The sequence below is a fragment of the Enterobacter sp. HG048 genome, from assembly GCF_024702055.1.
In the GTDB taxonomy this organism is placed as follows: domain Bacteria; phylum Pseudomonadota; class Gammaproteobacteria; order Enterobacterales; family Enterobacteriaceae; genus Enterobacter; species Enterobacter dykesii.
The window spans coordinates 359,325-372,081 of sequence record NZ_JANLIZ010000001.1; the positions used below are offsets into that span (position 1 = coordinate 359,325).

Consider the following 12,757-nt stretch of genomic DNA (forward strand, 5'->3'; position numbering starts at 1 on the left):
AAAGTTAACCCTCCCTCTCCCTGTGGGAGAGGGCCGGGGTGAGGGCATCAGGCATTAGCCTTGGCTCGCTGTAACTCCGTCTCCCCGCGCTTCATCACCCGATCCAATACCTCAGCTTCCAGCTCCGCCAGTCTTGCCGAGCCCACGCGACGGGGCCGCGGAAGATCCACCGTCAGATCCAGACCTATTTTCCCGTCCTCTATTAACAGCACCCGGTCAGCCATCGCGACGGCCTCGCTCACGTCATGCGTCACCAGCAGTACCGTAAAGCCGTGCGCCTGCCACAGGGATCCTATCAAATCCTGCATTTCGATCCGCGTCAGGGCGTCGAGCGCGCCCAGCGGTTCATCAAGCAACAGCAGGCCCGGACGGTGAATCAACGCCCGCGCCAGCGCCACGCGCTGCTTCTGCCCACCCGAGAGGGCTGCAGGCCATTCGTCCGCACGATTTTCCAGCCCAACGGCGGCCAGCGCCTGTCGGGCTTCATCCCGCCAGCTGCCCTTAAGACCGAGCCCGACGTTGTCGATAACCGTTTTCCACGGCAGCAGGCGTGCATCCTGAAACATCATGCGGGTATCGTCCTGAATATTCGAAAGCGGCGTCGTTCCTGCCAGAATGTCACCGCCGTTGGGGGCTTCCAGTCCGGCCAGAAGGCGTAGCAGGGTACTCTTGCCGCCGCCGCTGCGACCAACAACGGCCACAAATTGTCCGGCGGGAATATGCAGATCCAGCCCGTTAAGAATGGTGTTTTCGCCGTAGCGTTTGGTCACGCCGTTCAGCAGTAACGGTGTTCCCTGGTTCAGTCGTGCCGTATTCATGCTTTCGCCTCCTGAAGGGTGTAGGCCGGGTTCCAGCGCAGCCAGCTGCGCTCCAGCCACTGGGCGCTAACGTCGGCGAGTTTGCCGAGCAGGGCATACAGAATGATGGCAACCACCACCACGTCCGTTTGCAGGAATTCACGGGCGTTCATCGCCAGGTAGCCAATGCCTGAGTTGGCCGAGATGGTCTCCGCCACAATCAGCGTCAGCCACATCAGGCCGAGCGCAAAACGCACCCCGACCATAATGGAGGGCAGGGCGCCCGGCAGGATCACGTGTATAAAGAGAGAAAAACCCGTTAAGCCGTAGCTGCGCGCCATCTCCACCAGACCGCGATCGATGTTGCGGATGCCGTGCCAGGTGTTGATGTAGATCGGGAACAATGTGCCCAGCGCCACGAGGAAGATCTTGGCGCTCTCATCAATACCAAACCACAGGATAACCAGCGGGATCAGCGCCAGATGCGGCACGTTGCGCAGCATCTGAATGGAGGTATCCAGCAGCCGCTCGCCCCAGCGGGAAAGGCCGCTAATCAAGCCCAGAACCAGACCGATGCTGCCGCCGATGGAAAACCCAATCACGGCGCGCCAGGAGCTGATCGCCAGATGCTGCCACAGCTCACCGCTGACGCTCAGCGACCAGAACGCTTCTACGACGCCCTCCGGAGAGGGCAGAATGCGGCTCGACAGCCAGCCGGTGGACGACGCGAGCTGCCAGAGAGCCACAATGCCGACGGGTAAAAACCACGGCGCGGCGCGCAGCAGCCATTTTTGTGAGGTGGCAGACATGGTCACTCCTTAGCTCTGCGCGGCTTTTCGTGGAATAAATTCGTTCGCCACGGCTTCGCCCTGAAGCTGGAGTTGCTGCGGCTGCGGAATTTCCGGGATGGCGACATCCAGGTGTGGGAATAACAGTTCGCCTACCTTGTAGGCCTCTTCCAGGTGCGGATAACCGGAGAGAATGAAGCTGTCGATGCCCAGCTCAGCGTATTCGTTGATACGTGCAGCTACGGTCGGTCCGTCACCGACCAGCGCCGTGCCCGCACCGCCGCGCACCAGGCCGACGCCCGCCCACAGGTTCGGGCTGATCTCAAGGTTCTCGCGTTTGCCGTTGTGCAGGGACGCCATTCGGTGCTGTCCGACGGAGTCGGTGTTAGCAAACGCGGCCTGCGCCCTGGCAATGGTCTCATCGTCCAGGTGGGAAATCAGGCGGTCCGCCGCCTGCCAGGCTTCTTCATTGGTCTCGCGCACAATCACGTGCAGGCGAATGCCGAAGCGCACCTTGCGGCCATGGGCGGCCGCTTTCGCACGAACCTGAGCAATTTTTTCTTTCACCAGCTCAGGCGGTTCGCCCCAGGTCAGATAGAGATCGACCTGCTCTGCTGCCAGATCCTGGGCCACATCCGACGAGCCGCCAAAATAGAGCGGCGGGCGCGGCTGCTGCACCGGCGGGAAATAGAGTTTCGCGTCACGAACGTGAATATGCTTGCCTTCAAAGGTAACGGTTTCCCCTTCCAGCAGACGTCGCCAGACGCGGGTGAACTCGGCGGAGGCTTCATAGCGCTCGGTATGGTCTAGGAACACCCCATCGCCCGCCAGCTCCTGCGGATCGCTACCCGTCACCAGGTTAAACAGGGCGCGACCGTTGGACAGCCTGTCCAGCGTTGCCGCCTGACGCGCCGCCACGGTGGGGGAGACTACGCTCGGGCGTAACGCAACCAGGAACTTCAGACGCTGGGTGACCGGGATCATCGACGCGGCCACCAGCCAGGCATCTTCACATGAACGTCCGGTCGGGATCAGCACCCCGGTGAAACCGATTCGGTCCGCCGCCTGCGCAATCTGCTGCAGGTAGCCGTGGTCAACCGGGCGTGAGCCCTCTTCTGTACCAAGATAGTGTCCATCACCGTGGGTAGGTAAAAACCAGAAAAGATTCAGACTCATGATTTAGCTCCTTCTTTGCCTGCGGGCTGCCAGATGCGTTCGCGAATAGTGACCTGTTTTGGCACCAGGTGGTTTTGATAGAAAAGATCAGCCGTTTGTTGCTGAAGCGCGGCGACGTGCGCGTCCACGGGCGTAATGGTGGTCGGCGGACGGTGGTTGAGATAGCTCGCGATCACCGGCTCAGGTAAGCCCATGGTTTTCGCCAGCAGGGCAATGCTCTCCTGACGCTGGGTCTGGGTCAGCGCATCGGCCTGGGTAAAGGTATTCAGTACGGCCTGAATAAATGCGCCGTTCTTTTCCGCATAAGGACGCGCGGCCAGATAGAACGAACCGGTCTGCTTCAGCGTGGTACCGTCTTTCAGCACGCGAACGCCGCCCTGCAGCAATGCGGCGGAGTAGTACGGATCCCAGATGGCCCAGGCATCAACGTTCTTCTGCTGGAACGCGGCGCGGGCGTCGGCAGGCGTCAGGTAAACGGGCTGAATGTCAGTGAACTTGAGCCCGGCCTCTTGCAGGGCGCGCAGCAGCAGGTTGTGTGAGCTGGAACCTTTCTGGAAAGCCACTTTATGCCCTTTGAGGTCGGCGACGCTTTTAATGTCGCTGTTTTCAGGCACCAGAATCACTTCGGCCTTCGGTTTGGGCGGCTCAACGCCAACATAGACGAGGTCCGCTCCCGCCGCCTGGGCGAATATCGGCGGAATATCGCCCGTGCTGCCGAGATCGATACTGCCGACGTTCAGGGCCTCCAGCATCTGCGGGCCAGCCGGAAACTCCACCCACGAGAATTTGGTCTCCGGGAAGCGTTTTTCCAGCAGCTGGTGGCTTTTCGCCAGCACCATGCTGACGCTGCCTTTCTGATAGCCGATACGTAAGCTTTCCGGAGCCGTTTCTGCGGCATGGGCCAGCGAGGTAAGCGCCATCAGACCGGCTAGTCCGATGCGGGTTAACGTTTTATACATGTGCGACTCCTTGAGGCTGACCAAACGCCGGGGCCTGGATATCCCGGCGGTGCAGGGCATGCCAGAAGGTTTCCAGGGCGTTATCGAGGCGGGTTTGCAGGTTCGGCGTAAAATGAGGTTTATGTTGATAATCGATAACCTGGGAGTCATCTGCGAAAACGCCGTGGAGGATCTCCTGCGCTTTCAGCGCGTTCAGCACCGGCTTCAGGGCATAATCCACGGCCAGTAAATGGGCAACCGTACCGCCCGTTGCCAGCGGCAGCACAACTTTGCCGTCCAGGGCGCGTTCCGGAAGCAGATCGAGCAGGGTTTTCAGCGCCCCGGAAAAAGAGGCTTTATAAATAGGCGTTGCCACAATTAATCCGTCAGCGCCGTTAAGCTGCTCAATGAGCGTTTTCAGCGCAGGGCTGTCGAAACGGGCATAGAGCAGATCTTCAGGTTCGAAGTTATGCAGGTTCCAGTGGCACACTTCCACATCCAGGGCATTGAGTTTTTCGCGGGCATATTCCAGCAGGGCGCTGGAGCGCGAGGGGAATCGTGGACTTCCGGCCAGGGTAATGACGCGCATACTTCCTCCTTATAACCAATTGTTTGCTTTTATCTAACATTCATAACAATTTTCAGGAGTGTGACACCGCGCGGTTATTCCACTAAATGATTTATCTGCAATTAAAATGCGAAAAAGTGCATAAGAAATAAACTGGGAGGTAAACGATTGCGTTTTGCGCTGATTTTTTGCCGCAGGTCAATTCCCTTTCGCGCGTGGATCGCCCATAATCCCCTCCCGGTTTGCACACCGGGAATCCAGGAGAGTTCATGTACTACCCCTTCGTTCGTAAAGCCCTTTTCCAGCTCGACCCTGAGCGCGCTCATGAATTTACATTCCAGCAATTACGTCGTATTACCGGAACGCCGCTGGCCGCGCTGGTGCGTCAGAATGTGCCGGTAAAACCTGTGCAGTGCATGGGTCTGACCTTTAAAAATCCGCTGGGTCTGGCGGCCGGTCTGGACAAAAATGGCGAGTGCATTGATGCCCTGGGCGCGATGGGCTTTGGCTCCATTGAAATCGGTACCGTCACGCCGCGCCCGCAGCCGGGAAATGACAAGCCGCGCCTGTTCCGCCTGGTTGAAGCCGAAGGGCTGATCAACCGCATGGGCTTTAATAACCTCGGTGTTGATCACCTGGTTGAGAACGTAAAAAAAGCCCATTTTGACGGGATATTAGGCATCAATATCGGCAAAAATAAAGACACGCCGGTAGAGCAGGGTAAAGATGACTATCTGATTTGTATGGAAAAAGTCTACGCCTATGCCGGTTATATTGCGGTGAATATTTCTTCACCCAATACCCCGGGTCTGCGCTCTTTACAATATGGCGAAGCGCTGGACGATCTTCTGAGTGCCATTAAAAATAAACAAAATGAACTCCAGACGATCCACCATAAATATGTTCCGGTCGCGGTTAAGATCGCCCCGGATCTTTCTCCCGAAGAATTGATCCAGGTTGCCGACAGTTTGGTTCGCCATAATATTGATGGTGTTATTGCGACCAATACCACTCTCGATCGTTCCCTCGTGCAGGGAATGAAAAACTGTGACGAAGCGGGTGGGTTAAGTGGACGTCCGGTGCAATTAAAAAGCACCGAAATTATTCGCGCCCTGTCTGCGGAATTAAAAGGACGTCTGCCGATTATTGGCGTCGGCGGCATTGACTCAGTGATTGCTGCGCGCGAGAAGATGGCGGCGGGTGCGTCACTGGTGCAAATCTATTCCGGCTTTATTTTTAAAGGACCGCCGCTGATTAAAGAAATCGTTACTCATATCTAATCTTTTCTCTTAATCAGACAACCAGGGCTTTATTTCCAGCCCTGGTTGTTTTATATTCCGTCACTGTTGCTTATTTAGTCATTATAGTCTTTTATTAATGGTGTTATAAACGAGGCGGCAAACAGGACATTTTTAGTACAGGACGTTTGGGGACGGGAGAGACACATGCGAATTAAACCTGACGATAACTGGCGCTGGTATTTTTGCGACGAGCATGACCGAATGATGCTCGATTTAGCCAATGGCATGTTGTTTCGTTCTCGTTTTGCCCGCCGAATGTTAACCCCGGACGCGTTTTCCCCGTCGGGCTTTTGCGTTGACGATGCGGCGCTTTATTTCTCCTTTGAAGAAAAATGTCGCGATCTGGTGCTCTCTAAAGAGCAGCGTGCCGAGCTGGTATTAAATGCGCTGGTGGCTATCCGCTTCCTTAAACCGCAAATGCCAAAAAGCTGGCATTTCCTGCCGCACGGCATGAACTGGACCCCGGCAACGGGTGACGCGGCCAGCGTCAATCTGAGCGATACCGCAGAAGAGGTGAGCCTGCTGGTGGTTGAGCCAGGCGAAAATGCTGCGCTCTGCCTGCTGGCGCAGCCCGGCGTAACCATTGCCGGGCGGACGATGCAGCTTGGCGATGCCATTAAAGTGATGAATGACCGGCTGAAGCCACAGCTGCGCGTGGATGCCTTCAGCCTCGAACAGGCGGTTTAAGCTTCCAGTTGTACGGACGTTTTCGGTATGCAGCTACAGCACAGAATTGTGCCGTCATTTCCAATTGCCGATTTTTTCAGCGCACTGACCTCTCCATCCACCAGCTTGATGCGACAGCATCCGCAAATGCCTGCGCGACAGGAATAGGGTACGCGAATTCCTGCCTGCTCCAGTTGCTCAAGTAATACCTGCTGGTTGTTGCCACGGATGACGTTGCCCTGCCAGTGAATATCTACCGCAGAGGCGACATTCGTCACAACGTCGACCATTTCTTCTTCCTGACCCGAGCCGTACACCCTTGCAGGCCCACGGGCAAGAATTTCGACCTCATCGCCGACGCGGATCGCGCCGCTGGAGCGCGGGATCAGGTTCTGGCCGAAATCCACATCGCCGTTGTCCTGCGCGGTGCGGAACGACTGCAGCGTCTTCAGCGGTTCACCAGAAGGGTGCTTCAGCCCTTTTTCAGGGCTCACCGTGGTGAAAATGCAGCGGCTGCAGGGTTTTACGACATCAAAGATGACGCTGCCGATGCGGATCACTTTCCAGGTGTCTTCTTCCCAGGCGTCGGCGCCCGTGACCACCAGGTTCGGACGGAACTGTTCCATCTGAACGCTGGCTTTGCAGCGGCCTTGTAAATCACGCAGCGAGGCTTCGTTAGTCAGCAGGAACGGAAAACCATCGGCGAAGGAGAGAGGAACGGCGTCATGGCGCTTCACGCGACGCGTCGGTTCAGGCCCTACCCAGCGCAGCTGCACGTCGCGGGAGAAGAAACCGCTCAGCCAGCGGTTAATCTCATTCGGGGCGATGCGCGCGGTAAAATGGCTACCCCACACTTCCGTTGGCGCATCGACAGGCGCAAAATCAGCAAAGCGAATGACCGCGCTGGAACCGTCCGGCGCGGTAAGGTGCAAACCGTCATGAAGCGGGGAAGGGGTAAAGCGAACCATCTGCGGGAACTGACGTGCGGTAATGAACGTGCCGTCAGGCTCGGTGACCATAAAAATACGATCGAAGGCGAATCCGCTCATGTCGGCCAGCGCGTGAGAGACGCCGATGCCGCGCATGGATTTCACCGGATGAATAAAAAGCCTGGATAACGTCGCCACTGCACACTCCCACAAATGAAAATAAGCCTTCAACTTTATGACATACACGCCATATTAGCTATAATGCGCGACAATTTTCTAAGAGTAAAAGTGACGATATGAATTCTCTGTTTGCCAGTACGGCCCGTGGGCTGGAAGAGCTGTTAAAAACTGAACTGGAAAGCCTGGGCGCGCAAGAGTGCCAGGTGGTTCAGGGTGGTGTCCATTTTGAGGGCGACACGCGGCTTATTTACCAGAGCCTGATGTGGAGCCGTCTGGCGTCGCGCATCATGCTGCCGATGAAGGAGTGCAAGGTCTATAGCGACCTGGACCTCTATACCGGCGTACAGATGATCGACTGGACAGAGATCTTCACGCCCAACGCTACCTTTGCGGTGCATTTCAACGGCGTGAACGACGAGATCCGCAACAGCCAGTACGGTGCCCTGCGCGTAAAAGACGCCATTGTTGACTGCTTTACGCGTAAAAATAAGGAACGTCCGAACGTCGATCGCGAAAATCCGGATCTGCGTATTAACGTCTGGCTCAACGGTGACACGGCGAGTATTTCTCTCGATCTGAGCGGCGCGGGCCTGCACCTGCGCGGCTACCGCGATCGTACCGGTATGGCGCCAATTAAAGAAACCCTGGCCGCCGCCATTGTAATGCGCTCCGGTTGGCAGCCGGGCACGCCGCTGCTCGATCCGATGTGTGGTTCCGGTACGTTGCTGATTGAAGCGGCCATGCTGGCAACCGACCGCGCGCCGGGGCTGCATCGCGGCCACTGGGGTTTTAAAGGCTGGGCGCAGCACGACGAAGCGCTCTGGAAAGAGGTCAAAGACGACGCGCAAACCCGCGCGCGTAAGGGGCTGGCGGAATATACCTCCCACTTCTACGGTTCGGACAGCGACCCGCGCGTAATCGAACGCGCGCGCAGCAACGCCCGTCGCGCCGGTATCGGCGAGCTTGTCACCTTCGAGGTGAAAGACGTAGCGAACCTCACCAACCCGCTGCCGAAAGGCCCGTACGGTACGGTTATCAGCAACCCGCCATACGGCGAGCGTCTGGACAGCGAGCCGGCGCTGATTGCCCTGCACAGCCTGCTGGGGCGCAATATGAAGGACTACTTCGGCGGCTGGAACCTGTCGCTGTTTAGCGCCTCGCCGGAGCTGCTGAGCTGCCTGCAGCTGCGTGCCGATCGCCAGTTTAAGGCGAAAAACGGCCCGCTGGACTGCGTGCAGAAAAACTACCATCTGGCGGAGAAGGCGGCGGACAGTAAGCCATCTGGCGTGGCGGAAGATTACGCCAATCGCCTGCGCAAGAACCTGAAGAAATACGAGAAGTGGGCGAAGCAGGAAGGGATTGAATGCTACCGCCTGTACGACGCCGATCTGCCGGAGTACAACGTGGCGGTCGACCGCTACGCGGACTGGGTGGTGATTCAGGAATATGCGCCACCGAAAACCATTGATGCGCAAAAAGCGCGTCAGCGTATGCTGGACGTTATCGCGGCCACCATCGCCGTGCTCGGCATTGCGCCAAACAAGCTGGTGCTGAAAACCCGCGAGCGTCAGAAAGGGAAAAATCAGTACCAGAAGATGGGCGAGAAGGGCGACTTCATCGAAGTGGGCGAATACAACGCCCGCCTGTGGGTGAACCTGACCGACTATCTGGATACCGGCCTGTTCCTCGACCACCGTATCGCCCGTCGCATGCTGGGTCAGATGAGCAAGGGGAAAGATTTCCTCAACCTGTTCTCCTATACCGGGAGCGCCAGCGTGCACGCCGGTCTCGGCGGCGCGCGCAGCACCACTACGGTGGATATGTCCCGCACCTATCTGGAGTGGGCCGAGCGCAACCTGCGTCTCAACGGTCTGACAGGACGTCAGCATCGCCTGATGCAGGCAGACGTGCTGGGCTGGCTGCGCGATACCGACGAGCAGTTCGACCTGATCTTTATCGATCCGCCGACCTTCTCTAACTCCAAGCGTATGGAGGATAGCTTTGACGTTCAACGCGATCACCTGCGCCTGATGACCGACCTGAAGCGCCTGCTGCGCAAAGGTGGCACCATTATGTTCTCGAACAACAAACGCGGCTTCCGTATGGATCATGACGGTTTAGCAGCCCTGGGACTGAAAGCACAAGAAATCAGCCAAAAAACGCTGTCTCAGGACTTTGCCCGTAACCGTCAAATTCATAACTGCTGGTTGATTACCGCGGCCTGAAAGGAAATATAAATGTCTTTAATTAGTATGCACGGCGCGTGGCTCTCTTTCAGCGACTCGCCGCTTCTCGATAATGCAGAACTGCATATCGAAGATAACGAGCGCGTCTGTCTGGTGGGCCGTAACGGCGCGGGTAAATCCACGCTGATGAAAATCCTCAACCGCGAACAGGGTCTGGATGACGGTCGCATCGTTTACGAGCAGGATCTGATCGTCTCCCGCCTCCAGCAGGACCCGCCGCGTCACGTGACCGGCAGCGTTTACGATTTCGTGGCGGAAGGGATCTCTGAGCAGGCCGAATACCTGAAGCGCTATCACGAGATTTCGCATCTGGTGATGACCGACCCAAGCGACAAGAACCTCAACGAACTGGCGAAAGTGCAGGAGATGCTCGATCACCACGGTCTGTGGCAGCTTGAAAACCGCATTAACGAGGTTTTGGCCCAGCTTGGTCTGGAAGCGGACATGGAGCTGTCGGCGCTCTCCGGCGGCTGGCTGCGTAAAGCGGCCCTGGGCCGCGCGCTGGTCAGCGGGCCGAAGGTGCTGCTGCTGGACGAACCGACGAACCACCTTGATATCGAAGCGATTGACTGGCTGGAAGGCTTCCTGAAAACCTTCAGCGGCACCATCATCTTTATCTCGCACGACCGTTCGTTTATTCGCAACATGGCGACGCGTATTGTCGATCTCGACCGCGGCAAGCTGGTCACCTATCCTGGCGATTACGATACCTATCTGCTTGAGAAAGAAGAAAACCTGCGCGTGGAAGAGCTGCAGAATGCGGAGTTCGACCGCAAGCTGGCGCAGGAAGAAGTCTGGATCCGCCAGGGCATCAAGGCCCGCCGTACCCGTAACGAAGGCCGCGTGCGCGCTCTGAAGGCAATGCGTCGCGAGCGCAGCGAACGCCGTGAAGTGATGGGCAGCGCCAAAATGCAGGTGGAAGAAGCGTCCCGTTCCGGCAAGATTGTCTTCGAAATGGAAAACGTCAACTATCAGGTTGATGGCAAGGTGCTGGTGAAGGATTTCTCCGCCCAGGTTCAGCGCGGCGACAAAATTGCGCTTATCGGCCCGAACGGCTGCGGTAAAACCACGCTGCTGAAGCTGATGCTGGGCCAGCTGCAGGCCGACAGCGGCCGCATTCACTGTGGAACTAAGCTGGAAGTGGCCTACTTCGACCAGCACCGCGCGGAGCTGGATCCGGACCGCACGGTGATGGATAACCTCGCCGAAGGCAAGCAAGAGGTGATGGTAAACGGCAAACCGCGCCACGTGCTGGGCTATCTGCAGGACTTCCTGTTCCATCCGAAACGTGCGATGACCCCAGTGCGTGCGTTATCTGGCGGAGAGCGTAATCGTCTGCTGCTGGCGCGTCTGTTCCTGAAACCAAGTAACCTGTTGATTCTCGATGAACCAACGAACGACCTGGATGTCGAAACGCTGGAATTACTCGAAGAACTGATTGACGGTTATCAGGGGACCGTGATGCTGGTTAGCCACGATCGTCAGTTTGTGGATAACACCGTAACCGAATGCTGGATCTTCGAAGGTGAAGGGCGAATTGGACAATACGTAGGCGGTTATCACGATGCAAAAGGACAGCAATCGCAGTCTCTGGCGCAGAAACAGTCAAAGTCCAAAATAAGTCCAGAACCTGCTGTAACAAAAGCAGAAACTGTTAAAAAATCTCCTGCTAAAATGAGTTATAACCTGCAGCGCGAACTCGAGGGGCTGCCTCAGCGCCTTGAAGAGCTGGAGGCCGCTCTCGAAACGTTGCAGATGCAGGTCGCTGATGCGTCATTCTTTACGCAGCCGCACGACTATACTCAGAAAGTACTGTCAGAACTGTCCGCGGCTGAAAAAGCCCTGGAAGAAGCATTTGAGCGCTGGGAGTACCTTGAGTCTCTGAAGAACGGCGCATAAACAGGGATAACATATGTGTGACCAGCACCATGCCGACAGGCATATTTTATGCTCGCAATGCGATATGCTCGTGGCGTTGCCAGAGCTTGGTCACGGACATAAAGCCCTGTGTCCACGTTGCGGCGCAACGTTGACAACCGAGTGGGACGCGCCGCGGCAGCGTCCCACTGCTTACGCTCTTGCAGCATTGTTCATGCTGCTGCTCTCCAATCTCTTCCCCTTCATCTATATGAAGGTGGGGGGGATAACCAGCCAGGTGGATTTGCTTGAAATCCCGGGCGTGATGTTCTCGGAAGATTACGCCAGCCTCGGCACCTTTTTTCTCCTGTTTGTCCAGATAGTCCCGGCTTTCTGCCTTGTCGTTATCCTTTTACTGGTCAACCGCGTCAGGATGCCGGCATTACTGAAAATCCGGCTCGCGCGAATCCTGTTTCAGCTCAAAAGCTGGGGTATGGCCGAAATTTTTCTGGCGGGCATTCTGGTCAGTTTTGTGAAGCTCATGGCTTACGGCGATGTGGGGATCGGCAGCAGTTTTGTTCCGTGGTGCCTGTACTGTGTCCTGCAGTTGCGCGCGTTCCAGTGCGTGGACAGGCGCTGGGCGTGGGATGACATCGCCCCGGCACCGACGCTTGCGCAGACGGTAAAAGTCGGCGTGCCCGGCATTCGCCAGGGGCTGCGTTCCTGCCCATGCTGTACCGCCGTGCTGCCCGCCGATCTCGACGTTTGTCCGCGCTGCAAAACGAAAGGTCACGTACGCCGTAAAAATAGCCTTCAGTGGACGATGGCGCTGCTGGTCACGTCCATCATGCTGTATCTGCCTGCCAATATTCTACCGATCATGATCACCGATTTGCTCGGCGATAAAATGCCCTCGACGATCCTCGCCGGGGTGATCCTGCTGTGGGGCGAAGGTTCCTATCCCGTCGCCGGCGTGATCTTTATCGCCAGTATTATGGTACCAACCTTAAAAATGATCGCCATCGCCTGGCTCTGTTGGGACGCTAAGGGCCATGGAAAACGCGACAGCGAACGCATGCACCTGATTTATGAAGTGGTCGAGTTTGTCGGACGCTGGTCAATGATTGACGTGTTTGTCATCGCCGTTCTCTCTGCACTGGTGCGGATGGGCGGTTTGATGAGTATTTATCCCGCGATGGGGGCTTTAATGTTTGCACTGGTCGTGATTATGACCATGTTTGCGGCCATGACCTTCGACCCTCGTTTATCGTGGGATCGTGAGCCTGAATCAAGCCATGAGGAAGAGTAAGA

Annotated in this window: 11 protein-coding genes; 5 read left to right on the top strand and 6 right to left on the bottom strand. The window is 56.9% G+C overall.

Annotated features, from left to right (window positions below; all coding sequences use genetic code 11):
* Nucleotides 1-47 precede the first annotated feature (47 nt).
* Genes ssuB through ssuE form a run of 5 tightly spaced genes read right to left on the bottom strand, consistent with a single transcriptional unit; the run spans nucleotide 48 to nucleotide 4,288 of the window.
* The gene (gene ssuB, locus NUX24_RS01695; RefSeq protein ID WP_257829558.1) at nucleotides 48-818 is read right to left on the bottom strand and encodes an aliphatic sulfonates ABC transporter ATP-binding protein; all 771 of its coding nucleotides are present in this window, start codon (nucleotides 816-818) and stop codon (nucleotides 48-50) included.
* On the bottom strand, nucleotides 815-1,606 hold the full coding sequence (ssuC, locus tag NUX24_RS01700) for an aliphatic sulfonate ABC transporter permease SsuC (RefSeq protein ID WP_032658177.1): 792 nt from the start codon (nucleotides 1,604-1,606) through the stop codon (nucleotides 815-817). Before ssuC ends, ssuB begins: the two co-directional genes overlap by 4 nt.
* Nucleotides 1,607-1,615: 9 nt before the next feature.
* Nucleotides 1,616-2,761, bottom strand: coding sequence for an FMNH2-dependent alkanesulfonate monooxygenase (gene ssuD / locus NUX24_RS01705; RefSeq protein WP_047652847.1), 1,146 nt, complete (start codon nucleotides 2,759-2,761; stop codon nucleotides 1,616-1,618).
* Nucleotides 2,758-3,720, bottom strand: a complete 963-nt coding sequence (locus NUX24_RS01710) for a sulfonate ABC transporter substrate-binding protein (RefSeq protein WP_257829564.1) — start codon at nucleotides 3,718-3,720, stop codon at nucleotides 2,758-2,760. The genes ssuD and NUX24_RS01710 overlap by 4 nt, the downstream gene beginning before the upstream one ends.
* The gene (gene ssuE / locus NUX24_RS01715) at nucleotides 3,713-4,288 is read right to left on the bottom strand and encodes an NADPH-dependent FMN reductase (protein ID WP_008499940.1); all 576 of its coding nucleotides are present in this window, start codon (nucleotides 4,286-4,288) and stop codon (nucleotides 3,713-3,715) included. Before ssuE ends, NUX24_RS01710 begins: the two co-directional genes overlap by 8 nt.
* A 248-nt stretch (nucleotides 4,289-4,536) precedes the next feature.
* Here ssuE and pyrD point away from each other — a divergent pair, with 248 nt between their 5' ends.
* Both pyrD and zapC read left to right on the top strand, forming a co-directional pair.
* Entirely contained in the window at nucleotides 4,537-5,547 is a 1,011-nt protein-coding gene (gene pyrD / locus NUX24_RS01720) for a quinone-dependent dihydroorotate dehydrogenase (RefSeq protein WP_257829568.1), read from the top strand.
* A 165-nt stretch (nucleotides 5,548-5,712) separates the two neighbouring features.
* On the top strand, nucleotides 5,713-6,255 hold the full coding sequence (gene zapC, locus NUX24_RS01725; RefSeq protein WP_032651189.1) for a cell division protein ZapC: 543 nt from the start codon (nucleotides 5,713-5,715) through the stop codon (nucleotides 6,253-6,255).
* Here zapC and NUX24_RS01730 read toward each other — a convergent pair.
* Nucleotides 6,252-7,361 (bottom strand): YcbX family protein, encoded by a 1,110-nt coding sequence (locus NUX24_RS01730; RefSeq protein WP_257829574.1) that lies wholly within the window; start codon nucleotides 7,359-7,361, stop codon nucleotides 6,252-6,254. The two genes, zapC and NUX24_RS01730, sit on opposite strands and share 4 nt — an antisense overlap.
* Nucleotides 7,362-7,459: 98 nt before the next feature.
* Here NUX24_RS01730 and rlmKL point away from each other — a divergent pair, with 98 nt between their 5' ends.
* Genes rlmKL through pqiA form a run of 3 tightly spaced genes read left to right on the top strand, consistent with a single transcriptional unit; the run spans nucleotide 7,460 to nucleotide 12,755 of the window.
* Nucleotides 7,460-9,568 (top strand): bifunctional 23S rRNA (guanine(2069)-N(7))-methyltransferase RlmK/23S rRNA (guanine(2445)-N(2))-methyltransferase RlmL, encoded by a 2,109-nt coding sequence (gene rlmKL, locus NUX24_RS01735; protein WP_039261606.1) that lies wholly within the window; start codon nucleotides 7,460-7,462, stop codon nucleotides 9,566-9,568.
* 12 nt (nucleotides 9,569-9,580) lie between these two features.
* Nucleotides 9,581-11,488, top strand: coding sequence for an ABC transporter ATP-binding protein (locus NUX24_RS01740; protein WP_047652841.1), 1,908 nt, complete (start codon nucleotides 9,581-9,583; stop codon nucleotides 11,486-11,488).
* Nucleotides 11,489-11,501: 13 nt separating this feature from the next.
* Entirely contained in the window at nucleotides 11,502-12,755 is a 1,254-nt protein-coding gene (pqiA, locus tag NUX24_RS01745) for a membrane integrity-associated transporter subunit PqiA (RefSeq protein WP_047652840.1), read from the top strand.
* Nucleotides 12,756-12,757 lie beyond the last annotated feature (2 nt).

What these genes read in the sequence shown, in the direction of transcription:
- rlmKL (WP_039261606.1), top strand. Translation starts at nt 7,460, where the DNA reads ATGAATTCTCTGTTTGCCAGTACGGCCCGTGGGCTGGAAGAGCTGTTA.
- zapC (WP_032651189.1), top strand. Translation starts at nt 5,713, where the DNA reads ATGCGAATTAAACCTGACGATAACTGGCGCTGGTATTTTTGCGACGAG.
- ssuC (WP_032658177.1), bottom strand. Translation starts at nt 1,606, where the DNA reads ATGTCTGCCACCTCACAAAAATGGCTGCTGCGCGCCGCGCCGTGGTTT.
- ssuD (WP_047652847.1), bottom strand. Translation starts at nt 2,761, where the DNA reads ATGAGTCTGAATCTTTTCTGGTTTTTACCTACCCACGGTGATGGACAC.
- NUX24_RS01740 (WP_047652841.1), top strand. Translation starts at nt 9,581, where the DNA reads ATGTCTTTAATTAGTATGCACGGCGCGTGGCTCTCTTTCAGCGACTCG.
- pyrD (WP_257829568.1), top strand. Translation starts at nt 4,537, where the DNA reads ATGTACTACCCCTTCGTTCGTAAAGCCCTTTTCCAGCTCGACCCTGAG.
- ssuE (WP_008499940.1), bottom strand. Translation starts at nt 4,288, where the DNA reads ATGCGCGTCATTACCCTGGCCGGAAGTCCACGATTCCCCTCGCGCTCC.
- NUX24_RS01710 (WP_257829564.1), bottom strand. Translation starts at nt 3,720, where the DNA reads ATGTATAAAACGTTAACCCGCATCGGACTAGCCGGTCTGATGGCGCTT.
- ssuB (WP_257829558.1), bottom strand. Translation starts at nt 818, where the DNA reads ATGAATACGGCACGACTGAACCAGGGAACACCGTTACTGCTGAACGGC.
- pqiA (WP_047652840.1), top strand. Translation starts at nt 11,502, where the DNA reads ATGTGTGACCAGCACCATGCCGACAGGCATATTTTATGCTCGCAATGC.